The organism is Shewanella sp. SP2S2-6, assembly GCF_031931965.1.
Taxonomy (GTDB): Bacteria; Pseudomonadota; Gammaproteobacteria; order Enterobacterales; family Shewanellaceae; genus Shewanella; species Shewanella baltica.
This window is the reverse complement of the sequence record NZ_JAUOEQ010000007.1, coordinates 13,589-36,827: the sequence shown is the minus strand read 5'-3', so window position 1 is coordinate 36,827 and position 23,239 is coordinate 13,589. Positions and strand designations below refer to the sequence as shown.

22 protein-coding genes are annotated in these 23,239 nt (G+C 46.0%); 12 read left to right on the top strand and 10 right to left on the bottom strand.

Going from position 1 to position 23,239, the window contains the following annotated elements:
* Positions 1-301 precede the first annotated feature (301 nt).
* The gene (locus Q4Q57_RS07415; protein WP_311890426.1) at positions 302-1,153 is read right to left on the bottom strand and encodes a PfkB family carbohydrate kinase; all 852 of its coding nucleotides are present in this window, start codon (positions 1,151-1,153) and stop codon (positions 302-304) included.
* 361 nt (positions 1,154-1,514) lie between these two features.
* On the opposite strand from Q4Q57_RS07415, the gene Q4Q57_RS07410 reads away from it, so the two are divergent.
* Entirely contained in the window at positions 1,515-1,697 is a 183-nt protein-coding gene (locus Q4Q57_RS07410) for a hypothetical protein (protein ID WP_006086539.1), read from the top strand.
* Positions 1,698-1,737: 40 nt separating this feature from the next.
* On the opposite strand, the gene Q4Q57_RS07405 is transcribed toward Q4Q57_RS07410, so the two are convergent.
* Positions 1,738-2,133 carry a hypothetical protein gene (locus Q4Q57_RS07405; RefSeq protein ID WP_311890425.1) on the bottom strand — a complete coding sequence of 132 codons (396 nt, stop codon included), beginning with the start codon at positions 2,131-2,133 and terminating at the stop codon, positions 1,738-1,740.
* Positions 2,134-2,486: 353 nt separating this feature from the next.
* Between Q4Q57_RS07405 and ovoA the strand changes: the two genes are divergently transcribed.
* The gene (gene ovoA / locus Q4Q57_RS07400; RefSeq protein WP_311890424.1) at positions 2,487-4,601 is read left to right on the top strand and encodes a 5-histidylcysteine sulfoxide synthase; all 2,115 of its coding nucleotides are present in this window, start codon (positions 2,487-2,489) and stop codon (positions 4,599-4,601) included.
* Positions 4,602-4,742: 141 nt separating this feature from the next.
* Here the strand turns inward: ovoA and Q4Q57_RS07395 are convergent, their stop codons facing one another.
* On the bottom strand, positions 4,743-6,698 hold the full coding sequence (locus Q4Q57_RS07395) for a methyl-accepting chemotaxis protein (RefSeq protein WP_105251072.1): 1,956 nt from the start codon (positions 6,696-6,698) through the stop codon (positions 4,743-4,745).
* A gap of 358 nt (positions 6,699-7,056) precedes the next feature.
* On the opposite strand from Q4Q57_RS07395, the gene Q4Q57_RS07390 reads away from it, so the two are divergent.
* The 8 genes from Q4Q57_RS07390 to glnG all read left to right on the top strand — a co-directional run bounded on the left by Q4Q57_RS07390 (position 7,057) and on the right by glnG (position 14,488).
* Positions 7,057-7,368 carry a pyrimidine/purine nucleoside phosphorylase gene (locus Q4Q57_RS07390; RefSeq protein ID WP_173242664.1) on the top strand — a complete coding sequence of 104 codons (312 nt, stop codon included), beginning with the start codon at positions 7,057-7,059 and terminating at the stop codon, positions 7,366-7,368.
* A 320-nt stretch (positions 7,369-7,688) separates the two neighbouring features.
* The gene (locus tag Q4Q57_RS07385; RefSeq protein ID WP_219251321.1) at positions 7,689-8,285 is read left to right on the top strand and encodes a TetR/AcrR family transcriptional regulator; all 597 of its coding nucleotides are present in this window, start codon (positions 7,689-7,691) and stop codon (positions 8,283-8,285) included.
* Positions 8,286-8,457: 172 nt separating this feature from the next.
* On the top strand, positions 8,458-9,615 hold the full coding sequence (locus Q4Q57_RS07380) for an iron-containing alcohol dehydrogenase (protein ID WP_263169686.1): 1,158 nt from the start codon (positions 8,458-8,460) through the stop codon (positions 9,613-9,615).
* Between the two features lie 59 nt (positions 9,616-9,674).
* Positions 9,675-10,367 carry a type 1 glutamine amidotransferase domain-containing protein gene (locus tag Q4Q57_RS07375; RefSeq protein WP_311890423.1) on the top strand — a complete coding sequence of 231 codons (693 nt, stop codon included), beginning with the start codon at positions 9,675-9,677 and terminating at the stop codon, positions 10,365-10,367.
* Between the two features lie 132 nt (positions 10,368-10,499).
* Positions 10,500-11,126 carry a glutathione S-transferase gene (locus Q4Q57_RS07370; protein WP_311890422.1) on the top strand — a complete coding sequence of 209 codons (627 nt, stop codon included), beginning with the start codon at positions 10,500-10,502 and terminating at the stop codon, positions 11,124-11,126.
* 204 nt (positions 11,127-11,330) lie between these two features.
* On the top strand, positions 11,331-11,837 hold the full coding sequence (locus Q4Q57_RS07365) for a DUF4124 domain-containing protein (protein WP_198572485.1): 507 nt from the start codon (positions 11,331-11,333) through the stop codon (positions 11,835-11,837).
* A gap of 153 nt (positions 11,838-11,990) precedes the next feature.
* On the top strand, positions 11,991-13,037 hold the full coding sequence (glnL, locus tag Q4Q57_RS07360; RefSeq protein ID WP_105251067.1) for a nitrogen regulation protein NR(II): 1,047 nt from the start codon (positions 11,991-11,993) through the stop codon (positions 13,035-13,037).
* Positions 13,038-13,075: 38 nt separating this feature from the next.
* Positions 13,076-14,488: a nitrogen regulation protein NR(I) gene (gene glnG / locus Q4Q57_RS07355; RefSeq protein ID WP_006079736.1), complete on the top strand. Its 1,413-nt coding sequence runs from the start codon at positions 13,076-13,078 to the stop codon at positions 14,486-14,488.
* 137 nt (positions 14,489-14,625) lie between these two features.
* Here glnG and Q4Q57_RS07350 read toward each other — a convergent pair whose 3' ends face one another.
* From Q4Q57_RS07350 to Q4Q57_RS07335, 4 genes are all read right to left on the bottom strand, one after another.
* Entirely contained in the window at positions 14,626-15,177 is a 552-nt protein-coding gene (locus tag Q4Q57_RS07350) for a porin family protein (RefSeq protein ID WP_311890421.1), read from the bottom strand.
* Positions 15,178-15,386: 209 nt separating this feature from the next.
* Positions 15,387-15,839: a hypothetical protein gene (locus tag Q4Q57_RS07345; RefSeq protein WP_311890420.1), complete on the bottom strand. Its 453-nt coding sequence runs from the start codon at positions 15,837-15,839 to the stop codon at positions 15,387-15,389.
* Between the two features lie 14 nt (positions 15,840-15,853).
* Positions 15,854-16,744 (bottom strand): cation diffusion facilitator family transporter, encoded by an 891-nt coding sequence (locus Q4Q57_RS07340; RefSeq protein WP_311890419.1) that lies wholly within the window; start codon positions 16,742-16,744, stop codon positions 15,854-15,856.
* 51 nt (positions 16,745-16,795) lie between these two features.
* Positions 16,796-17,305 (bottom strand): Spy/CpxP family protein refolding chaperone, encoded by a 510-nt coding sequence (locus tag Q4Q57_RS07335; RefSeq protein ID WP_311890418.1) that lies wholly within the window; start codon positions 17,303-17,305, stop codon positions 16,796-16,798.
* A 294-nt stretch (positions 17,306-17,599) separates the two neighbouring features.
* On the opposite strand from Q4Q57_RS07335, the gene Q4Q57_RS07330 reads away from it, so the two are divergent.
* Positions 17,600-18,286: a response regulator gene (locus tag Q4Q57_RS07330; RefSeq protein ID WP_105251061.1), complete on the top strand. Its 687-nt coding sequence runs from the start codon at positions 17,600-17,602 to the stop codon at positions 18,284-18,286.
* Positions 18,287-18,300: 14 nt separating this feature from the next.
* Entirely contained in the window at positions 18,301-19,650 is a 1,350-nt protein-coding gene (locus Q4Q57_RS07325) for an ATP-binding protein (protein ID WP_311890499.1), read from the top strand.
* Positions 19,651-19,743: 93 nt separating this feature from the next.
* On the opposite strand, the gene Q4Q57_RS07320 is transcribed toward Q4Q57_RS07325, so the two are convergent.
* From Q4Q57_RS07320 to Q4Q57_RS07310, 3 genes are all read right to left on the bottom strand, one after another.
* Complete coding sequence (locus Q4Q57_RS07320; RefSeq protein WP_311890417.1) at positions 19,744-20,724, bottom strand: MDR family oxidoreductase; 981 nt, start codon at positions 20,722-20,724, stop codon at positions 19,744-19,746.
* Between the two features lie 177 nt (positions 20,725-20,901).
* Positions 20,902-21,408 (bottom strand): ankyrin repeat domain-containing protein, encoded by a 507-nt coding sequence (locus tag Q4Q57_RS07315; protein WP_311890416.1) that lies wholly within the window; start codon positions 21,406-21,408, stop codon positions 20,902-20,904.
* Between the two features lie 176 nt (positions 21,409-21,584).
* Complete coding sequence (locus Q4Q57_RS07310) at positions 21,585-23,105, bottom strand: catalase (protein ID WP_311890415.1); 1,521 nt, start codon at positions 23,103-23,105, stop codon at positions 21,585-21,587.
* Positions 23,106-23,239: the final 134 nt, after the last annotated feature.

Below are 23,239 nucleotides of genomic sequence, written 5' to 3'. Positions count from 1 at the left end.
TACAGAACACCTTGAGTGGCTTATTATTTTAATGTCACGATAACTATTTTAGTTGAATAAATGTTAACGCAATTGCGCCATGGCCGCACAACATTTCAGCTTTATGAATGTTCTGCGATGAAATAACTTTATTTTGAGCAAAAAAATGCCTCGTTGGGGAAACGAGGCAAAAAACATACTAACCAATAAATGGGAGAAAAGCACAAGAAAACGTTAAGGGACAAGAGCTATGCGCCACAAGACATACTCTAGCAAGGCCGTGTGACAGAAAGATGACTCAAACTGCTCGCCCACAGATTTTTCATGCGATTTGCTTCGCCTCTAAATACTGTTTCAGTGCCTCACCCGGAATAGAACTATCGGTTGCCACCGCAAATGCCGCCCAAACCGCGCCTTCAGCCATCGCCTCGGTAATCGACTGACCAGTGCATAGACTATGGATAAGTCCCGCCGCATAGGCATCACCAGCGCCTGTGGTATCAACAACAGTGGCAGGGATAGCAGCGACATGCTGCACTTGATCGTGCGTGTAAACCTTAGCCCCATTGATGCCATCGGTGACAATAAAGTAACGCAGACCCTCACCGCCAATGCTTTTGCCATATTCCCAAGAGGCGCCATCACAACGCCCTTGGATATCACTCATTGATGCCAGTAGAATATGACAAGGTCTCTGCCTGTCATCTTTGGCTAATTGCGCGACCACAAGGCAATGATCCAAGGCTGTCTTTGCCCAACTGACCGATCCCTCAGCGGAAGTATTAAAATACAGCGCGTCCCATGGCTGCCATTTCGGCGGCACTGATAACTCAAATATGGGTCTTTGTGGCCGAATAATCGTCCGTTCACCGTCTGGCGTCATCACGAGTAACATTTCGCAAGTGTTACCGGCTCGGCGCTGCACTAAGCGGCAATCGAGTCCTTGAGTGCTGGCTTCTGCAATGAGCCAATCTCCCATGTCATCACGGCCAACTTGACTCACCAAGGCGACGCTATGCCCTGCCCAAACTAAACCTAATCCGGTATTTGCCCCGCCGCCACCGAGCCTTTGTCCACCATCTTGATAATGGAAACGCCCACCTGTTTTTAAAGGTTTATCAAGCAGTAAAATCCGATCACAGTTGAGATTGGCAACTAACAGAATATTCGCCATTACGCGGCTCCAAAGGGCAAAGAAGACTCAAGGCCAGAAGATGAAAACAAAGAAATATCAATCTAGAGCAAAATGCTCACTGGTACAATCCAATCATCAAGATAGCAGCACCATCAGGCTATGGCTGACGCCTGTGTAAGCATTTGTCCCGAATAAGATGAGGAAAAAAAGTCCATCGCCATACGGTAAAACCAACTATTCTACCTCAACCCTCTGTTTAAAATAGATTTCTATATTGCATGACGCCCAACGGCATAAATGCATACAACAAACTTCAAACCAGCTCAGTTAAATAGCAATAACTGTCGTTAAAATATGTGAAGTTTAGAAGGAATTAAATTTATGAATGGAATCAAACGCTATGCTAATGGAAAGATGGGATACCGCTGAAGAAAAAGCTGAGCAGCTACGCCGTTATCAGCTCTGCCTTGATGAGTTTAATGAGTTAGATTTTCACGATGTGTATGTCGCAGAAATTAAAAAAGAATACCAACAACTTGCAGATCTAGTAAAAGTGCAGTCAACGTCGGATCCCGAACGTTAACTGCACTTACCTATTTAGTCACTCAACCATAAATCTTCAATTACTTTATTGGCGTCAATGGTGATAAAGACGCAAATTGTACTGCCAATCTCCAATCTGTGATGACCATATCTGACGGTTGCCAACTGTCATCAACCCACTCATAAATCAATCCTGGATTTTCCTCAGCATTCACTAACAAACGCCGTCCATCTTGCAATACCAGCGTATAATCGAGCCCCTGTGCATCGACACTTTCAATGTCCCCCAAGACATTATGTTTAATGGCCAAAATGGTTCCCGTAGCCTTGACGGCATCACTCCCCTTTGCACCGCTGTAAAATGTTAACGCCTCGTTTGCGACAGTCTTATGAAAGACAAACTCCTCAGTCACACCCACTACGATCGATTGATCAAGTTCGTACCAGGCGGGTATCCATAATGCGTTAATTGTCATCCCGTTATATCCTGCATAATAATTTTACGGACGGGATCATTCTGCCTTAACCCCGACAGAGAAAATACTCTTCAGGGATAAAATAATTTTGATCCTAAAAAGGCTGGCATCACAAAACGCAGTGCTCACTTCCTTTGTAAGATAATCTTAACTCTACAGGTCATATCCAAGATGTTTTAGCGCCAGTGGCTGATATTGGACTCAATTCGTGTTTCTGTTAGTTTGTAAATCAAATCGACACATTAAGCTGACAAAGTGATCCTGAGCCCAGTAATCGCGTATAGAGTCACACACGATAGATTCATGTTCCCATGCTTGCACCGCAGGCCGATAAATACGGAGTTTACTTGCCTATGGATAAGCCCATAACGCAACCCCCTCAAACCCTTAAGCTAATTGGTGAAACTGAGGCAGGAAAGCGTCTAGAGCTTAAGCAGTACTTTAATCAGACATGGGCTCTGTACGAGTCACTGTTTGATTTGATCCAAGAAGATAGCGCCTATTACCTCAAAGCCGAGCCGCTGCGCCATCCGTTGATCTTTTATTTTGGCCATACGGCCACTTTCTATATCAACAAACTCAAACTCGGCAAATTTCTCGACGAACGGGTAAACGACAACTTCGAATCCATGTTTGCCATTGGTGTCGATGAGATGTCTTGGGACGATCTGAACGAGCAACATTACCCATGGCCGAACGTGGCAGAAGTGCGCAGCTATCGCCAACAAGTTAATGCTGTCGTCAATCGCGTGATTGATGAAATGCCTCTAACGCTGCCGATCACTCAAGACAGCCCAGCTTGGATCATTTTGATGGGCATTGAACATGAGCGAATTCACTTAGAAACCTCATCGGTGATCATCCGCCAACTGCCATTGGAACATGTCGCGCCCAACAGCCTCTGGGCTGCGTGCCAAGACTTCACCGCCGCCGAAGCCAACAGTTTACTGGCAGTAAAAGGGCAGAAAGTGACCTTAGGTAAAACTGAACAAGATGAAACCTACGGCTGGGACAACGAATACGGCCATAAAATCTTTAATGTTGTCGACTTTAAGGCCTCTAAATTCTTAGTCTCGAATCAAGAGTACCTCGCATTCGTCGAAGCTGGCGGCTATCGCTCACCCCAATTTTGGAATGAAGAAGGTCAAGCTTGGCTCGCTTATACTCAAGCTCAAATGCCGCGTTTTTGGCGCTTAAAACAAGATAAATGGTGGCAACGTAACTTAGCGGAAGAAATCCCGCTGCCATTAAACTGGCCTGTAGAAGTGAATCAACTCGAAGCTAAGGCCTTCTGTAATTGGAAAACCGAACAAAAGCAAAACAATATACGTCTATTAACTGAAGCTGAGTGGTATATCTTACGCGAGAATGTGCCCGCCGATGCGCCCGATTGGCATGAAGTGCCGGGCAATATTGCTTTGGCTTATTACGCCTCTTCTTGCCCAGTGAATCGCTTCGAACATAATGGCTTTTTCGATATTGTCGGTAATGTTTGGCAATGGACAGAAACCGCAATCGACGGTTTTGACGGCTTCGCCGTACACCCACTTTACGATGATTTCTCCACCCCAACCTTCGATGGCAAACATAATCTCATCAAAGGCGGCTCGTGGATCTCTACGGGTAATGAGGCAATAGCTTCATCACGCTATGCTTTTCGTCGACATTTTTATCAACACGCGGGCTTTCGCTATGTGGAATCCACCCAAAATCCAGCTCAAATGGCCGAGGTCAATGTGTACGAAACGGATGAACTGATTTCCCAATACCTTGAATTTCACTATGGCGCCGAATATTTCGGGGTTGCTAACTTCTGCGTCAATGGTGTGCAGCAAGCGCTGAGTGAAATTCAATTGACTCATACTGCTAAAGCCCTGGATATCGGCTGCTCCGTTGGTCGCGCGAGTTTCGAGCTGGCAAAAGTGTTTGATCATGTTGATGGTATCGACTTCTCGGCGCGCTTTATTCAACAGGCCTATGCGCTGACAGAACAAGGTGAAAAACGTTACACCATACGTACCGAAGGCGACTTACAGGAATTTAAGAGTGCGAGTCTCGCGAAACTGGGATATGAGCTTGAGGCGAAAAAGGTCAACTTTATGCAAGGTGATGCCTGTAATTTAAAGCCCATCTACACAGGTTATGATTTGGTTTATGCTTCAAATCTTATCGACAGGTTGAACGAGCCTAAACACTTTTTAACCAGTATTGCCCAGCGAATTAATCAAGGTGGATACCTTGTGATTGCCTCGCCATACACTTGGCTTGAAGATTATACGCCCAAGGATAAATGGTTAGGTGGCGTTAAAGTCAAAGGAGAGAACTTCACCGCCTTAGATGGTTTGACCGAAACCTTGATCGGCCAATTTGAGCTGGTCGCAGTGAAGGAAATTCCCTTCGTGATCCGCGAGACTAAACGTAAATTCCAACATTCCATCTCAGAAATGACAATTTGGCGTAAACGTTAATGCTCACTCATGGAATAACCAACTGAAGTCCTGATAAAAATATCCGCCAGAAATCCATTTCTGGCGGATGTGTAACATCCAGCTCAGTCACATTTACAGCACCAACTAAGGTGAGAACACTGTAAATGCAGCGAAAAATATCTACACCTTAAACTGTGCCGTTGTTAAACCAAGCTGATTTGCTAACCCCAACAGACTCCGCGTACTCGCTGCTACTTGGCTGATAGCCGCACTATTTTCCTCCGCCGCCACGCTTAAGCCGGCAATCCCCTGCGCAATCGTCGCCGAAACCGTTGTTTGTTCTTCCGCAGCGGTTGCGGTTTGAATCATTAATGCCTTTAAGGTTTCTAAGCGCAAAGCAATATCATCCACCGCGGTCTGCATTCCATCGGCATCTTCTGCGGTTTTAGAGGCTTCAGTGGAACAAGTCACACTATGCAACGCCAGCACACCTGACTGTTGCTGAATACCTTTTAACACTTGCCCAATATCCTGAGTTGCTAACTGAACCTTCACCGCTAACTGACGCACCTCATCGGCAACCACAGCAAATCCACGACCATGCTCGCCAGCTCTCGCAGCTTCAATCGCCGCATTAAGAGACAAGAGATTAGTTTGTTCCGCAATCGCATTTATCACAGCTAATACTGAGCCGATTTTCTGACTATCCGCCTCAAGACTGCCCACCTGTTGATGAATAGTTGCAAAACTGCTCAAGGTCACTTTTAAGCTTTTACGAGTACTAGCCAAGTTTTGCGAAAGAATTTCACTCGAATGGGTACAGGCGGACACTTCATCGGAGGATCTCATCGTATTCGTGCTGATTTCAGCTGCGGCATAACTCATTTCTTCAACTGCAGTAGCCAACATATCGGTTTCTTTGGCCTGCATCTGAATACTGCAATCGGCTTGTGTCATAGCGGCAGAGTTTTGTTCGGCGGCAGATTCAAGTTCATGCCCAACGCCCACCAGCTGACTGATGATTTCTTTGAGCTTAGTTTGCATCCGCGCCAACCAACTCATCAGGTGATTATCCGTTTGAACATGCGGTAAATTATGAGTTAAATCGCCAGAGGCGATCATACTGGTCAAGTTACACATGTCCTCAGGCTCACCGCCGAGCGGCTTTAATACAAACCCTGTAACTAACTTAGCGGCAGCGAACGCCAACACTAAGGCTGCAGCACAAACAGATAAGCCGATAAACATCATACGGTAGGCGGGAGCAGCAATTTCACTCACATCAATTTCAGCCATCAAACCCCAACGTAAACCAAGCTCAACGACAGGAGAATAAGCGGATAAAACGGGATTATTGTTATAGTCATTCACTTGCATCACACCCGATTTACCTGCCAGCGCCTCCTTCACCGCCAGCGTATCAACACCATTCTGAGCTACCGTTCCCGCAAAAGAAGCCGTAACAGTGCGATTAATGGGGTCGAGAAAAGAATCAGAACGCATGCGATTATTTGGGCCAATGAGATAAGTTTCACCACTTTGCCCCATACCCTCACGAATTTGCATAACTCTGTTGATGCGATCGATTGATACTTGAGCCGCCACCACCAATCTTTGCTGATTAAACTGAATCGACTGGCCAATAAATGCCGCAGGTTGACCGTTTGAAGGCGCGTATGCGGAAAAATCTTGTAGTAATACTGTGCCCGCCGATCCCAATGCCTTATTGAATAACTGTGCTAATCCCGAATCATGGAAGGGTCCAGTACGCAAATTGGTGCCGAAATCAGACTCCTTCGCCACTGTATATAAAACGGTGCCATCGTCACTAATAATAAATAGGTCATAAAAACCGAGGGATTTATTTAATGACTGCAAGGTTTGATCTATGTCAGTAAGAGTATCGAGGCTTTTTTGGCTGGCAATTACGGCGCTGACGGCCTGCAGGTTATCGGAAAAGTCCTGAAACATGCCAACAATCTGCCGTTGCTTGATCTCACGCACAGCCACTAAACGAGACTGAGCCTCGGCAAACAATTCATCCCGAGCAATGTAAGTCACTATTGCGGTGGCAAATATGAGGGGTAATAGGACAATCAATAAACTGATAAGCTGAATTTTACGAGTAAAACCCATGGTGAGACTCCTTGTCGCGCGTCGAATTCCATTCCTTCAATCTTTGCAGAATCAAACCTGCCTTAAAACTATAGGAGAAGAATCTCAGCTAAACAAAGCGATGCCGACTATTTTCATCAAAAGTTCACTAAAATTCCGACAACTCATTATTTTTAAGTAGAAAAATGATTAATAACTTTAAATGACAGCCACACCATACCGACCATTTCACACAAAATGATATAGTGGAAAACAAGCGATAAACCGAACGTTAGCATCAACTTATATTGAATGCGCACATCCACGCGACAAATGATGCATTGAAATTTATTAAATATGCATATAAATTCACACCAAGCCAATTTATAGAGGATCAATAATGAGTTTACTCGAGCAAGTGTCAGTATCTAAAAAAGCCAACATCTACTTTGATGGCAAAGTGGCTAGCCGTAGCGTATTTTTTGCCGATGGCAGCAAGCAGACCTTAGGTGTTGTATTACCAGGGGAATATGAGTTCTCAACCTCCCAAGGCGAAATAATGGAAGTCACCAGTGGCCGTTTTGAGGTGTTATTACCGGAGAGCTCTGTATGGCAGGAGTTTAGAGAAGGCACTCAATTTGAGCTGGCTGCAAATGTTAGCTTTAAAATTCGTAACACAGCCATTGCCGAATATTGCTGTAGCTATCTCTAGTCATCTCGATTAAGTGACAGTGCGATTAATATTTCATATCAATCGTTAATCGAACGCTCACAGTGACGGTTTATCTCAGCACTGTGAGTATGTTGTCCTACCGAACCATTTCACCATTTCACCATTTCACCATTTCACCATTTCACCATTTCACCATCAGAATGCCTTATCCATCTGACATTTATCAATTTGGCAATTTTATTAACTTGGCTCAAGGCAGCGCAAAAGTCACAATGCAAAGCATACTAAATCGAATATGTTGAAATCGTCGATAAAAACAACACTAGACGACCGGTCTAATTTGATTTATCCTAACCCCCATGAAAATTGAAACTCAATCCACTCGCCAGCATATTCTCGACATCGGCTACAAGCTGATCGTACGCAAAGGCTTCTCCAGCGTCGGCTTATCCCTACTGCTGCAGGCGGCCGAAGTGCCAAAAGGCTCGTTTTATCACTACTTCAAATCCAAAGAACAATTTGGTGAAGCGCTTATTACTGATTATTTTGAAAAATATCAATTAGATTTAGACGCATTATTCAATGACTCAACACTGACAGGCCATCAACGCTTGATGCAATACTGGCAACAATGGTTGCACGTACAAGCCGATGGCTGCGTAGATCAAAAGTGTCTGGTCGTGAAACTCAGCGCCGAAGTGGCCGATTTATCCGAAGCCATGCGTGTTGCCTTACTTAAAGGTTCCGCCGGCATCATAGAGAGATTAACGACTTGTGTTCAAGTGGGCATACTCGACAGTTCAATCGCCCAGCAAGATCCGCAATCAACCGCAGAAATGTTGTATCACATGTGGTTAGGCGCCAGCTTAATGAACAAGTTGGGCCACAGCCCTGCGGCACTCGAACGTGCACTCGTAACGACTGAATCCATTTTAACGCCTAAAACGGCCCTTTAACCTAATACCGACTCAAAACTAATATTTGCTGATATCGATCAGCCCAGATTTTTAAAGAATACATTTTCACGCCCCAAAATTAGACGACTGGTCTACTAATTTAACGGGCTATTAATTAATGCAGCTCAATTAACGCTGCTCATTTAAAGTAATAATAGGAATAACATCATCCATGCTAAATTTTAACTATTACAACCCGACCCGTATCCGTTTTGGTAAAGACACTATCGCCGAAATTGATTCTCTAGTACCGAGCGATGCTAAAGTGATGATCCTCTTTGGCGGCAGCAGTGCTAGAAAAACAGGCACGTTAGACGAAGTTAAACAATCATTGGGTAATCGTTTCGTTGTCGAGTTCGATGGCATTGAGCCAAACCCAACCTATGAAACCTTAATGAAAGCCGTCGCCCAAGTGCGTGAGCAGAATATCGACTTCCTCCTCGCGGTTGGCGGTGGTTCGGTTATCGATGGCACTAAATTTGTGGCCGCTGCAGCGGTATTTGAAGGCGAACCTTGGGACATTCTCACTAGCTGGGGTGCAAATGTGACTCAAGCTATGCCTTTTGGCTCAGTCTTAACCTTACCTGCGACCGGTTCCGAAATGAACAACGCCAGCGTAGTAACCCGCAAATCACTGCAAGCTAAGCTGCCATTCCGTAATGACTTGGTTTATCCACAATTCTCAATACTTGATCCGACGAAAACCTTCACCCTACCAGAGCGCCAAGTGGCCAACGGTGTTGTCGATGCTTTTGTACATATCACAGAGCAATACCTCACTTACCCAGTTAACGCCGCCGTGCAGGACAGATTTGCCGAAGGTCTTTTACAAACCTTGATTGAGCTTGGTCCACAAGTGCTAGTTCAACCCGAAGATTACGACATTCGCGCTAACTTAATGTGGGTTGCCACTATGGCACTCAACGGCACGATTGGCGTCGGTGTTCCCCACGACTGGGCAACTCATATGATAGGCCATGAACTAACTGCACTTTACGATATCGACCATGCGCGCACATTGGCAATCGTATTGCCAGCCCTGTTGCAATGTACAAAAGAGGCTAAACGCGAAAAGCTACTCCAGTACGCCGACCGTGTGTGGCACATCAACACAGGTACAGATGACGAGCGTATCGACGCCGCTATCGCAAAAACCAAGGCTTTCTTCGAAGCCATGGGCATACCGACACATTTATCTGCCTATGATCTCGATGCCAGCCACGTTGATACTGTAGTGAAACAGCTTGAACTGCATGGCATGGTGGCACTCGGCGAACATGGCAACATTGACCCAACCATGAGCCGTAACATTTTGACCTTAGCCCTATAACGTCAAATGAACTAAACCCAAAGCTCACACGTATTGATGTGAGCAACTTAGGTAAAGGTATGAAAATTAATATATTAATGGTACTCACGTCGCACGATAAACTCGGTGATACGGGTTTAAAAACCGGCTTTTGGCTCGAAGAATTTGCCTCACCTTTTTATGTTTTTAAAGATAAAAGTTTTGACATTACCTTAGCCTCGCCACTGGGCGGTCAACCACCACTCGATCCAAAAAGTGATGAGCCAGACTTTCAGACCGAAGCTACTGCGCGCTTTAGCAAAGATCCTGAGACTCAAGCACTGCTAGCGAATACCACTCGCTTAAGTGAAATCAATGCAGCCGATTATGATGCGGTTTTTTATCCGGGCGGCCACGGTCCACTGTGGGATCTTGCCGAAGATAAACATTCTATCGTCTTGATTGAACAGTTTTATCAAGCCAATAAACCCCTAGGGCTCGTATGTCATGCGCCTGCTGCATTGCTGCACCCTAAAACCAGTGATGGTAAGCCATTGGTCAGCGGCAAGCGTGTTACCGGTTTCAGCAACTCTGAAGAAGAAGCCGTGCAACTCACTCATGTCGTGCCATTTTTGGTTGAAGACATGCTGCAGAAAAATGGTGGCAATTATGTCAAAGGTGATGACTGGACAAGCTTTGTCGTCGCAGATGGCCATTTGATCACAGGCCAAAATCCGGGATCATCCGAAGCCGTAGCCGAAACCATAGTTGCGCAATTGAACGCGAGAGGCTAAACGATAAATACGGACGCTCAGCTTGGAATGAACAAAGACAGGCGCACAAGTGTGCTAAATGCGTTAAAAAGAGCTGTCGCACCATAATAGTGCGACAGCCAAAATGTACTCTCACTGTCCAAAGGAAAGCCCATGATCACCTTGCACCATCTCAATAAATCACGCTCTAAACGTATCATCTGGTTGCTAGAGGAACTCGGTCAACCCTATGAAATTAAGAGTTATCAACGTGATAGCCAGACTTTTCTCGCGCCACCCGAACTTAAGCAAATTCATCCGTTAGGCAAATCACCCGTTATCGAAATGGACGGTCAAGTGATAGCAGAGTCAGGTGCGATCACCGAATATCTTATTGAAAAATATGCGGCGGATACCTTAGCCCCCGCCAGAGACAGCGCAGACTATGTCAGTTATCTGCAATGGCTACACTTTGCCGAAAGCTCAGCCATGCTGCCTTTGTTACTGCGTATGTTCGTGCAAAAGGACGGTTGTAAAACCAATTTCCTTGAAGGTTATGCGGCGATAGAAGTCAGTAAGATAAGCCATTACTTCAATGATATGTTGGCCGATAAAACCTATCTTGTTGCAGACAAGCTCACGGGTGCGGATATCATGATGTCCTTCGTCGTAGAGCTACTGGCGAACAGTGGCGATCTCACGAAATTTGAACACATTGAACGCTATGCCACTCAATTATCCCAACATGCCGCTTGGGTCAAAGCGAGTGAGATCGAGAAACTACTCGACGCAAGCTTGTAATTGATGGATCGAATTCGGGCACATGTTAGTGTCCGAGCTTAGCCAACTTTAACTAACCCCTGTTTCTGCTTCCCCATTTTCTGTCGACTTTATACCTTCTCTGTGGTGACATCCTTAACCACTTAGCGCAACAAACACCATGATTTTTGATGTAAAAGAGACTAATCTTGATTAACTCTATCTCAAGGCTACAGGGACTTTAGCATGCGTTCACTCACACTCATCGGCTTAGTGCTATTTAGCATGTTAGCGCAAGCGACTGTTTATAAATGGGTCGATAAAGATGGCAAAGTCCATTACTCCGATGAGCCGCAGCCAAATGCCCAAGTCGTTGAGCTAAAAGATAAGACCTTAAATCAAATTGCCCTTCCTCTGCCCAAAACAGACTTAAACAGCTCAAATCAAGCAATTGAATCTATTCAATATCAAGTCAATATTACCTCTCCGACCGAAGAGGAAACCGTCAGAGATAACAATGGCGATTTCGACGTCGTTGCGACTATCACCCCAGAGCTAAAAAGTCAGTATTTGATGGCCCTCAAGCTCGATGGCAACCCCGTCGGTCAGCCGCAAATTGGCGGTACCTTCAAACTCAAAAACATCGACAGAGGTGAACATACCTTAGTCGTTGACGCTTTGACTCAAAACGGCAAAGTCTTTGCATCAAGTTCACCAAGAAAGATATTTCTTCATCAAGCAGCTAAGCGTTAATGTCACTATTTGTATAGTAAAAGTTAGTATAAAAACTTTAAATACATGAAGTTAGATTAACTCCTCCTGACTAAACCGTTTGATGAAGACAAGTTGCAGCTTGCACCAGATTGGTGCACCATAGTGGTGCAACCCTATTTCTAGGAATGGTCGATGGATAAAGAGACACTGCTCAATCATTTAGTTACCGCTGTACTTGTCATAGATAAGGATCTCAAGCCTTGTTATGCCAACGCAGCAGCAGAGCAATTATTAGGTGTTGGTAGCCATAGACTCGTAGAACAAACTTTGCCTGAGCATTATCAAATCCTCGGTGTCGACGCCAAGCTATTAATGGATGCAGTAACAGCCGGCCAAGGCTTAACGGTCAATACGGCAGCACTAGTCACGCTCGATGGCCAACATCATACCGTTGATTTAACCCTTATTCCCCTCGATGACGAGGCAGAGCTCAGCCTGCTCGAACTGCGCCAAGTCGACCAACAAAGACGCATTCATCAGCAACTGAGTCAAGATGCACAGCAACAAGCGGCGCAGTTTTTGGTGCGCAACTTAGCCCATGAAATCAAGAATCCTTTAGGCGGCCTTCGCGGTGCGGCGCAGCTATTATCGCGGGAGCTGGATGATCCGGCGCTGAAGGAATTCACTACCCTCATCATAGAGCAGGCCGATCGGCTGCGTAATTTAGTGGACCGTCTGCTCGGCCCTCAAAGGCCGACACAGCACAGTCTGCACAACATCCATCAAGTGGTGCAAAAGGTCTATAAGTTAGTTGAAATGGCGCTGCCCGCTAACATTCAGCTTAAACGGGATTACGATCCATCCATTCCCGATATCGAGATGGATCCTGACCAAATGCAGCAAGCTGTGCTGAACATTTTACAAAATGCAGTGCAGGCGCTTGAACATACGGGCGGCGAAATTTTGATCCGCACTCGCACTCAACACCAAGTCACTATAGGTTCACAGCGCCACAAGCTAGTGTTAACCCTATCGATTATCGACAACGGCCCCGGTATACCGCCTGAGCTAATGGACACATTATTTTATCCTATGGTGACAAGCCGTGAGCAAGGTTCAGGTTTAGGCCTCTCGATTGCCCATAATATTGCCCGTTTACACTCGGGAAGGATCGATTGCCTCTCCAGCGCTGGGCACACAGAATTTATCATTTCATTACCAATTTTAAGCGCTAAATAATTTCGACTGTACCTACCCATACCGTATGAGGAAGCAAGATGCGAATTAGTGAACAAGTGTGGATCCTCGACGATGACAGCTCGATACGTTGGGTACTCGAAAAGGCACTTCAAGGTGCTAAGCTCAGCACCGCCAGCTTTGCCGCCGCCGAATCCCTGTGGCAGGCATTAGAAATATCGCAACCGCACGTGATAGTGTCGGACATCCGTATGCCCGGTACGGATGGTTTAAGCCTGCTCGAACGATTGCAGGTGCATTATCCCCATATTCCCGTGATCATTATGACAGCGCACTCAGACTTAGACAGTGCAGTGAGTGCCTATCAAGCGGGCGCATTTGAGTATCTGCCTAAACCCTTCGACATTGATGAGGCAATCTCTCTGGTTGAGCGCGCACTTACCCATGCCACTGAACAGAGCCCAGCACCCGCGCAGGAAGCCCAAGTCAAAACACCCGAAATCATAGGTGAAGCGCCAGCGATGCAGGAAGTGTTTCGCGCCATAGGCAGGCTTTCACGCTCATCGATCAGCGTGCTGATCAATGGTCAATCGGGAACGGGTAAAGAGTTAGTGGCTGGCGCGTTACACAAACACAGCCCACGTAAAGACAAGCCATTTATCGCGCTGAACATGGCAGCGATCCCTAAGGATTTGATCGAATCTGAGCTATTCGGCCACGAAAAAGGTGCCTTCACTGGCGCAGCCAATGTCCGCCAAGGTCGCTTCGAACAAGCAAACGGTGGCACGCTCTTTTTAGATGAAATCGGCGATATGCCGTTAGACGTACAAACACGGTTACTCAGAGTGCTCGCCGATGGCCAGTTCTACCGCGTCGGAGGTCATAATGCGGTACAAGTCGATGTGCGTATCATAGCGGCGACCCACCAAGATCTTGAATTATTAGTGCAAAAAGGCGGCTTTAGGGAAGATTTGTTCCATCGCCTCAACGTGATCCGTGTGCACTTGCCGCCACTGTCACAAAGACGAGAAGACATTCCCCAGCTCGCTACCCATTTCCTCGCCTCTGCAGCAAAGGAAATTGGCGTAGAAACTAAAATAATGACCAAGGAAACCGCGGTAAAACTCTCCCAATTACCTTGGCCCGGTAATGTCCGACAACTCGAAAACACCTGTCGTTGGTTAACCGTAATGGCATCGGGGCAAGAAATTTTACCCCAAGATTTACCGCCAGAATTACTGAAAGACCCAGTGAGTGTCACCCACACGGCGAAAGGCAGCCAAGATTGGCAATCGGCACTGACTGAGTGGATAGATCAAAAACTCTCGGAAGGGAACAGCGATCTGTTAACTGAGGTGCAGCCCGCATTCGAACGCATACTGCTAGAAACTGCGCTGCGCCATACCCAAGGCCATAAACAGGAAGCGGCGAAACGTTTAGGCTGGGGACGAAATACCTTAACGCGGAAATTAAAAGAACTGTCGATGGATTGAGTAGATAAAATAACGTTCTCATCAAGGCTAACTATACAAACGCATTAACCTTAAGCAACAAAAAAGGGATATTCACATATCCCTTTTTTATATCTAGATTGTGCTAACTAACATGACGACCACTAGCCCAAGCAGAATTAGAACTGATAATGCAGACCCACAGCAAACTGTTTAATATCAGTATCGATATCTATAGAGTTGTGACGATCTGCTTCTAGATCACCCGTAGTCACATCGTAGCTTACGCGGATATTTAAGTGCTCTGTTACCGCAGCATTAACGCCAACACCATAGGTCCAACCGAAACCGGTGAAGTCTTCATCATCGGAGCCGTCATCAATCACCAGCGCCATAGAAGCGATGCCCACTTTCGCATAAGCAGAGAAGATATCATTGATTTGTGCGGTAAATTTAGGCGTGAAGCTTAATGCGCCGGCACCTATATCAACATCTCTGTCGCCAAGATCTCCAGTGGCAAACAGGTTGGCTTCTAAACCAAACCACTCATTGAAGTTGTAACCACCGTAAACGCCAAAGCCAGTACCCGACTCTGATTCATCGAAAACATCGACAGTCACTTTATTGAGGGCTCCGCCCACATAAAAGCCAGTAGTGTCGGTTGCAGCAGAGACTTGAGTCGCCACAAATGCAGACAATAAAGCAGCAGCAACAATTGATAATTTTTTCATCATAATTCCCTAATGATTTAACGAAAGTATTAAACGGCGTGGATATTACAATAAGCAGATCTGGGGTGTCATCGTTTAAATGAGCAAAACACTAGCCGTACAGCATTTATTCAGCTTGAGTCAAAAACGAAAGCTATAGCTGATATTTATAGAGGGAAATCATACTCACTTTAGACATTATCTTTTTATATCTAAAATCATTAACGGATTTAACTTAGCACCCGCAACAATCCTATAAAACTTGCATATAGCCAACGGATGAGGGAACGACGCCTTCTCACATCCAAACATTCGGATACGACCACTCTGCCAGACGCCACACAAGTAATACGTGTACGCCAAAGAAATAATGGCCAGACATGGACTCGATAAGCTTGGTTAGATATTTCGAAATCAATTTTCTGCGGTAAGTAATAAAGATGTTTACACAGGACTAACTGACTCCAAGCCCCCACTATCACAGGAGATACGGTACTATCTGCTTGATTTACTATCGAATGTTGCTGTTCCATTAGGAGCGTGATTTCTGCATTCACAGGAATGCTAACGTCAGAAATCACAGATTCGGCTATCAACTCAAAGCGAGTCGATAGCCTATGATAGCGGCATATCAATCGAGTGGAATGATCCCATCTGTGACTTTGCTTCTGCATCCATGCCATAGCTTGTCCTTAATTTATGTTTCGTTTACATCAGGTTTAACCGGATCTTGGTGAATAATCACCTCAGCATCTTCGAAGGCGGCTTTGACTCTTATCCCTGTTGTATCAGCAATACAGTGGGCTTCATTCAAACTCAAATTGCCATCGAGTTCTAAATGAAATTGAATAAAAACAGTTTTGCCTGCTTGACGAGTGCGTAAATCATGCAGCCCTTGCACCCGTGGATCTTCCATCGCGATTTGCGTGATTTGCTGGCGAGTTTCTTCGTCTAGCTCTCTGTCTAACAAGGCTTGAATTGAGCGATAACCTAAGCCAAAGGCTTGATGACCAATATAAAATGCAATCATTACCGCAAATAAACCGTCAGCCCACCACCAACCGTATTGCGCTAATACTAATGCCAACAATACCGCACCATTAAGGAATAAATCTGATTTATAGTGCAGCGAATCAGCTTCAACCACAGTACTTTTTGTCGCCGCTAATGCGCGTTTCTGCAACATGACTAAAGCTAACGTCATCACAATCGCTATGATAGAAACAACTACACCTATGGTGGCATTTTCAACCGGAACAGGTGTTAATAGACGCTCGCCACCATAGAACAGTAATAAAAATGCGGAGCCCATAATAAAGGCGGATTGCGCTAGAGACGCTAACGGCTCAGCCTTACCATGGCCATATCTGTGGTCATGATCCGGCGGCACAAGCGCGTAACGAATGGCAATAAAATTGATAATAGAAGCGAGAGCATCGGCAAAGGAATCCGTCAAAGATGCCAACATACTGGCAGAGCCGGAATAAAGCCAAGCGAACATCTTGATAAGAATAAGGATCAAAGCGGTAGCCACGGAAGCGCGGCTAGCCAGTTTGACCCAAAAATCGTATTGGGAAGTTTGAGTCATAAGGGATCTATCTTGGGAAGCTATGACCCTATTGTATATCAGCTAAGACGCTTAACCGCGAGGTTCTTTACCAGCTTGTGCTTCAAATCGCGCTTTAAACTTAGCTTGCTGCTCTGGTGTCAGCAGATTAAATATTTGATTATGCAGCTTCATACGCTCAATGGCTTGAGTTTGACGCTGCTCTTGCTGCGCACTCATCAGTGCCTTTGCTTGTGTTTCATCAAAACTAGGCGCGGTAATTAAGGCCTGCATCTCAGTGCGATGTGCCAAGCGTTCCTCTTTCGTTGGGCGGCTATCGGCTCGCGCAGCTTTCTGATCGGCAAACAACTTTTTGACGTCAGCTTTCTGGGCATCCGTTAAATCGAGCCCTTCAAACATACGATGCATGCCACCGTGGCCCATATGTCGGCCGCCATGTTCCATGCGGTCGCCTTTGTGGAATTCAGAACGGGAGAAGTCGCAGCCAGCATCCTTAGGTGCAGCATTAACTGCCGTCGCGAAAACCGCAGAACTCGCTAGAATGGCAAACAGGCTCGCTTTCAAAGGTGATAATGTTTTCATAGTGTTAACCTCGATGGTTCAACTTTAATATGGCAAGTAATAAGACACAGTGACGACCCTTTTAAGCCGAGTCACTTTCGACCCTTCCAGTCTAAACCCCTATATGTAAGTGAGGGCGTTGCCTGAGTAAATCACTGTAAAGTTGCGGCAATAACTAACAGATTCTCTATTCTTTACTTTGGCTTACATTGCTACACAGCAATTGACATCAAAACAGGTATACTCAGCCAAAGCGCTAAAAGTGCCTATGATAAACAGGCACATGAGGCCACATTACTGAGATTAAGGAACAGTATGAGTCGGATATTATTAATCGATGACGATCTGGGGTTATCTGAGCTACTAGGGCAACTGCTCGAGTTAGAAGGGTTTCAATTAACCTTGGCTTACGACGGTAAACAAGGTTTAGATCTGGCACTGACTGCAGATTACGATCTGATCCTACTCGATGTCATGCTGCCTAAATTAAACGGTTTTGAAGTGCTACGCGCACTGCGCCAACATAAACAAACCCCAGTATTAATGCTGACCGCTCGCGGCGATGAAATCGATCGCGTGGTTGGGCTTGAAATCGGCGCCGATGATTATCTGCCAAAGCCGTTTAATGACAGAGAGTTAATCGCCCGTATCCGCGCCATTATTCGTCGTTCGAACTTAACAACCCAAGAAATCCATGCCGCGCCCGCCCAAGAGTTTGGCGATCTACGCTTAGATCCATCGCGCCAAGAAGCTTACTGTAATGAGCAATTAATCATACTCACAGGCACCGAATTCACTCTGCTGCACACCCTAGCACTGCACGCTGGAGAGTTGATGAACAAGGAAGAGTTAAACGAGAAAGTGCTCGGCAAAAAACTCATGCCCTTCGATCGCAGCTTAGACATGCATTTATCGAATCTACGTAAAAAACTCCCCGAGCGTAGCGATGGTCGGCCAAGGGTGAAAACCATCCGTGGCAAAGGTTATATTTGGCTTCCATAACGGCGGTATCGACTGTGCCTAATCGTTTATTTATCAAATTATTGCTCGGATTTTGGCTTTGCAGCTCGCTAATCATTGCCTTAGTGGGTCTGTTACCATTGCTGCAACAAAATCACGACCGTGCGCCACTGCCACCTCACCTTGAAAAAGTCCTATCGACGATAGCTAAGCGCATTCAAGAAAACCCCGCCTTACTGGAATCCGATTTTCTTCGGCGCTGGGAAAGACACAGAGACATGGAAGGCAAACCTCTGCGGGTCTATCTTGTCAACAGCCAAGGCCAAGTGATCAACACCCACAGGGTGAGTCGCGGTGTACGCAGCTTTATGCTGATGGCAGATGAAGAAAAACAACCGATTAGCCATCAGTTTAAAGATGAGCTGGTGTTTGGTCCCTATCAATTTAATCTGGGCGCTGAAACCTATTCACTTTATGGTCGCCTACCAGATAACCATCCACGGCCTTGGTTCTTTTTCTTCGCCGAAAATAAGTTATTAACTTTAAGCTTAGCAATTTTCCTGTCGGGATTATTATGTGGCCTGCTCGCTTGGCATTTAGGTAAAGCATTAAATTCACTCAAAAAAAGTGCGAATGCCCTCGCCGAAGGTGACTTAAGTCACCGAGTCGATAAGTCCACTACTCAGCGCAACGACGAAATTGGTCAGCTCGCCACGGCTTTTAACAGCATGGCCGACTCCATCGAAGCTATGGTGAATAATCAGCAGCGGCTCATGGGGGATATTTCCCATGAACTACGCACCCCATTGACGCGGCTACAGTTATCCCTTGCCCTCGCACGTAAAAAAGGTCAGCAGACCACCGAAACGGAACGCATAGGTTATGAAGCTGAGCAACTCGAAAAGCTTATCAGTGAATTGTTAGAGCTCTCGCGGGTCAAGCTCAGCACTAACGAAACTAAGGTACATTTAGGGTTGGCAGAATCCCTGAGCCAAGTTTTAGACGATGCGGAATTTGAAGCAGAACAGCAAGGTAAAAGCATTACTATCGATATCGATGAAGAAATTGAGTTAGCGCATTTTCCTAAATCACTTTCCCGCGCGATTGAAAACCTACTGCGTAACGCGATCCGTTATGCCGCAAGCGATATTCACCTGCAGGCGAGTGCGACGGCTGATCAAGTACAAATTACCATAAAAGACGATGGTCCAGGCATAGATGCCGCCGAACTCGATGCCATTTTTAAACCTTTCTACCGCCCCGACTCGGCAAGACAGAGAGAAAGCGGCGGCTGGGGACTTGGGCTGGCAATCACTGAAGCGGCGATTACCGCCCACAAAGGTAAGATTAAAGCCGAGAACCGTGTACCAACCGGTCTTGAAGTGACGATTACACTACCGAAATAGCCGATATGAAGAACAAGTACAGGAGGCAGAACTAATTAGTCGTAATTGGCAACACCTCAGTGTTGCCATCGTGTTAAAACGTAGGAAACGAGATTACAGCTTAACTAATACACGTCCGGTGACTTGACCTTGGATAATTTTATTCGCGAAATCAGGCACCTCTGCCAGTGATATCTGCTGACAAGCTTGCTGATAAAAATGTTCGGGTAGTGCTTTAATCACAGCTTCCCACGCCGCTTTTCGCTTCTCAAATGGACAAGAAACAGAGTCGATTCCCAGTAAACTCACACCCCGTAAAATAAACGGCATAACGGTTGTTGGTAATGCAAAACCGCCCGCTAAACCACAGATAGCGGCGGCGCCACCGTATTGCATTTGCGCTAATGCTTTGGCGAGGATCTTGTTGCCAACGGTATCGACCACACCCGCCCAGCGCTGCGCCTCAAGCGGCTTAGCATCTTGTTCAAGCTCACTGCGATCAATCACTTCTGCGGCGCCAAGCTCCTTCAATAAAGGCGCATTCTGCTCTACCCGACCACTGCAGGCAACCACGCGATAGCCTGCATTGGCGAGCAAAGTCACCGCCACGGACCCCACACCACCACTGGCACCTGTGACAAGAATATCCCCGCTTTGCGGTGTTACTCCAGCCTGCTGCAGCGCTTGCACGCACAACATAGCCGTAAGTCCAGCCGTGCCAATCATCATGGCTTTAGCGGCATCACAGTCTTGCGGCATAGGCACCAGCCAGTCGGCTTTAACGCGCGCTTTTTGCGCCATACCACCCCAGTGATTTTCACCCACGCCCCAGCCTGTCAAAATCACCTGATCGCCAACTTGGTATCTCGCATCTGTTGATTCGCGCACGACCCCCGCAAAATCGATGCCCGGCACCATAGGAAACTGACGAATGATTTTGCCAGCACCGGTCACAGCTAAACCATCTTTATAATTCAGCGAGGAATAGGCGACATCAACCAAGACTTCCCCTTCTGGCAAATCAGCTTCTGTAATTTGTGAAACTTGAGCAAACGTGCGTTTATCTTCTTGCGTCAGTAGTAAGGCATCAAACATAACTTGCTCTCCGAAGGCCATGAAAATCGCATTAAATGATATTCCAAAAGTTACCATAAAAGGCATCGATGCCATTAACAAGCAGACTTATTGCTAATAGTAAACGCTGAGATCTAAACAGATTAAAGAGAATGGCCCAGAGTGATCGAGCGCAAAAAATGGCAAAAAATGATGTCTTTATGGCTTTAAACTCGCCTGCTGCAAAGCGCCACTTTGACCCCAGTAGCGGGCAAACTCAACCAAAGTCATTCCGGCATTATTCGTTAGGTTCGCATCACATTCTTTCGCGTATAGCCGCTTTACGATATTGAATTCGGCCTTAATCACAGCGCCCATAATTGCCGTATTACCACGCTTATCTTGCAAACAAGCATTAGCACCATGCTCAAGTAATACATCTGTTGCAGCCTCTTGGCCGTTATAAGCCGCCACCATTAGCGCGGTATAGGTTTGACTATTTCTCTGGTCAATAGGGAAGCCCGCATCGAGAAAATGCTCAAGCACTGTGATATCGCCAGTACGCGCGGCAGCAAAAAAGTAGTCCACCAGCAATTGCACTTGTGCGGTATCGGGCTCGTCCGCTTGGCTGACAGTTGCGGATGCCTGAGCAGAACCTGCGCCCATCACGACCGACATACTCAGTGCCGCAATTATCAATAATAAGATAGTAATATTGTGTTTCATCAATAACTCCCGCGCAGCAAAAATAGAGATTTAAACAATGAGACGTGACGAAATGCCCGCAAGACGCCCTCTTAAACTGGGCAGAAAAGAGCTTGATTACGCCTTGCGGGACTTACTGGGTTCAGACAGTTAATGCGCAAATCTCTGCGACCAAAACAGTCCTAAAAATAACAAAATCAGATTGAACGTTGTTTAACGTCAGCCAAATCACCCTTTACGGCCTTGGTTAAACGCTCACCAAACTCTGGATCTGCACGATAAAAGTGACTCAGCATTTGATGTTTCACCTTAGCATCGTTCACTTTGCCTAAGTCACCGGCCAAGTTAGTGATCAAATCGGCTCTATCTTGCTTGCTCAAGCTGCGGTAAAAAACGCCCGCTTGGCTAAAGTTATCCTGCTTGCTAATAGCCGTTTGTTGCACTGTGCCATTGAGCGCAATCGTTACCGCACGATAACGATTATCTTCGGCCAAGGCTAAATGTACACTCGGTTGATAATTCACATCGGACTGGGTATGCCCCATATTGCCCGCACCTTCTTGGTTGTGGTTTGCCACCGCCACTAAGGGTTTATTAATCGGCAATTGCGACAAATTCGCGCCGAGTCGATACAGCTGAGTATCGGCGTAGGAAAACATGCGGCCTTGCAGTAATCTGTCTTCCGAAGGCTCAATCCCTGGGATCAAATTCGATGGCGCAAATGCCGCTTGCTCAGTCTCTTGGAAGAAGTTTGCAGGCATGCGGTTCAGCGTCATAGTACCGACTTTTTGTTCAGGCACATTTGGCCATACTTTAGTGGCATCTAACGGGTTGTAATCAAACTTATTCAGCTCACTTGGGTCGAGTAATTGGACGTATAAATCCCATTTTGGGAAATTACCTTTGTTGATCTCACTATAAAGGTCATCGGTTAAATGGTTAAAGTTTTGCCCTTGGACTTTAACCACCTCATCGGGACGTAAGCCTTTAACACCTTGCAGACTCTTCCAGTTAAATTTCACATATTTAACTTGGTTATCTCGATTCACAAATTTGTACGCATGCACACCGAAACCGTCCATTTCACGATAACTAGCAGGTACACCTAAGTTACTGTAAACCTGAGTCAACATATGGGTTGAACCCGCTTCGTGACTGAAAAAATCGAAGAAACGATTCGGATCTTGCATATTAGTCACTGGCGATGGTTTGAGTGAATGCACCATGTCAGGAAACTTGATCGCATCGCGAATGAAGAATACGGGTAAGTTATTACCCACTAAGTCCCAGTTACCTTGGTCCGAATAAAATTTGGTCGCAAACCCACGGGGATCACGCAGCGTTTCTGGCGAACCTTTCGAGTGGATCACGGTAGAAAAACGCACAAACACAGGCGTGACTTTGCCTTTCTGTGCAAAGGGTGCCGCTTGAGTCAGATAACTAAAATCACCACTCGATACAAACTCACCGTGCACACCTGTGCCTCTAGCGTGAACAACCCGCTCAGGAATACGTTCACGGGCAAAGCGTTGTAGCTTCTGAATAAGCTGCACATCTTGCAATAACACGCTGCCATTACTGCCCGCTGTGGTCGAGTTTTGGTTATCACCCACAGGGGCGCCATTGTCACGTGTCAGGGTATTTGTTGGTAAAGTTTGAGCCTGTACATTTAATGCCAGACCCATAGAAATAATTAAAAGGCTTTTAGTCAGATGCATAACAGTTCCTCTCTATGCATAACGCCAAGCTCTTTTCTGCCTGCCCGCAGTATAGTTCTGAATTTATAATTAAAAGAAAGGAACTTTATCGATTATATGAATCAATAAAACCTATTAGACATAAATTGGCAACA

Bases quoted from the DNA above. Each gene is read 5' to 3' on its own strand.
- Q4Q57_RS07415 (WP_311890426.1), bottom strand. From the start codon at position 1,153: ATGGCGAATATTCTGTTAGTTGCCAATCTCAACTGTGATCGGATTTTA.
- Q4Q57_RS07410 (WP_006086539.1), top strand. From the start codon at position 1,515: ATGCTAATGGAAAGATGGGATACCGCTGAAGAAAAAGCTGAGCAGCTA.
- Q4Q57_RS07405 (WP_311890425.1), bottom strand. From the start codon at position 2,133: ATGACAATTAACGCATTATGGATACCCGCCTGGTACGAACTTGATCAA.
- ovoA (WP_311890424.1), top strand. From the start codon at position 2,487: ATGGATAAGCCCATAACGCAACCCCCTCAAACCCTTAAGCTAATTGGT.
- Q4Q57_RS07395 (WP_105251072.1), bottom strand. From the start codon at position 6,698: ATGGGTTTTACTCGTAAAATTCAGCTTATCAGTTTATTGATTGTCCTA.
- Q4Q57_RS07390 (WP_173242664.1), top strand. From the start codon at position 7,057: ATGAGTTTACTCGAGCAAGTGTCAGTATCTAAAAAAGCCAACATCTAC.
- Q4Q57_RS07385 (WP_219251321.1), top strand. From the start codon at position 7,689: ATGAAAATTGAAACTCAATCCACTCGCCAGCATATTCTCGACATCGGC.
- Q4Q57_RS07380 (WP_263169686.1), top strand. From the start codon at position 8,458: ATGCTAAATTTTAACTATTACAACCCGACCCGTATCCGTTTTGGTAAA.
- Q4Q57_RS07375 (WP_311890423.1), top strand. From the start codon at position 9,675: ATGAAAATTAATATATTAATGGTACTCACGTCGCACGATAAACTCGGT.
- Q4Q57_RS07370 (WP_311890422.1), top strand. From the start codon at position 10,500: ATGATCACCTTGCACCATCTCAATAAATCACGCTCTAAACGTATCATC.
- Q4Q57_RS07365 (WP_198572485.1), top strand. From the start codon at position 11,331: ATGCGTTCACTCACACTCATCGGCTTAGTGCTATTTAGCATGTTAGCG.
- glnL (WP_105251067.1), top strand. From the start codon at position 11,991: ATGGATAAAGAGACACTGCTCAATCATTTAGTTACCGCTGTACTTGTC.
- glnG (WP_006079736.1), top strand. From the start codon at position 13,076: ATGCGAATTAGTGAACAAGTGTGGATCCTCGACGATGACAGCTCGATA.
- Q4Q57_RS07350 (WP_311890421.1), bottom strand. From the start codon at position 15,177: ATGAAAAAATTATCAATTGTTGCTGCTGCTTTATTGTCTGCATTTGTG.
- Q4Q57_RS07345 (WP_311890420.1), bottom strand. From the start codon at position 15,839: ATGGCATGGATGCAGAAGCAAAGTCACAGATGGGATCATTCCACTCGA.
- Q4Q57_RS07340 (WP_311890419.1), bottom strand. From the start codon at position 16,744: ATGACTCAAACTTCCCAATACGATTTTTGGGTCAAACTGGCTAGCCGC.
- Q4Q57_RS07335 (WP_311890418.1), bottom strand. From the start codon at position 17,305: ATGAAAACATTATCACCTTTGAAAGCGAGCCTGTTTGCCATTCTAGCG.
- Q4Q57_RS07330 (WP_105251061.1), top strand. From the start codon at position 17,600: ATGAGTCGGATATTATTAATCGATGACGATCTGGGGTTATCTGAGCTA.
- Q4Q57_RS07320 (WP_311890417.1), bottom strand. From the start codon at position 20,724: ATGTTTGATGCCTTACTACTGACGCAAGAAGATAAACGCACGTTTGCT.
- Q4Q57_RS07315 (WP_311890416.1), bottom strand. From the start codon at position 21,408: ATGAAACACAATATTACTATCTTATTATTGATAATTGCGGCACTGAGT.
- Q4Q57_RS07310 (WP_311890415.1), bottom strand. From the start codon at position 23,105: ATGCATCTGACTAAAAGCCTTTTAATTATTTCTATGGGTCTGGCATTA.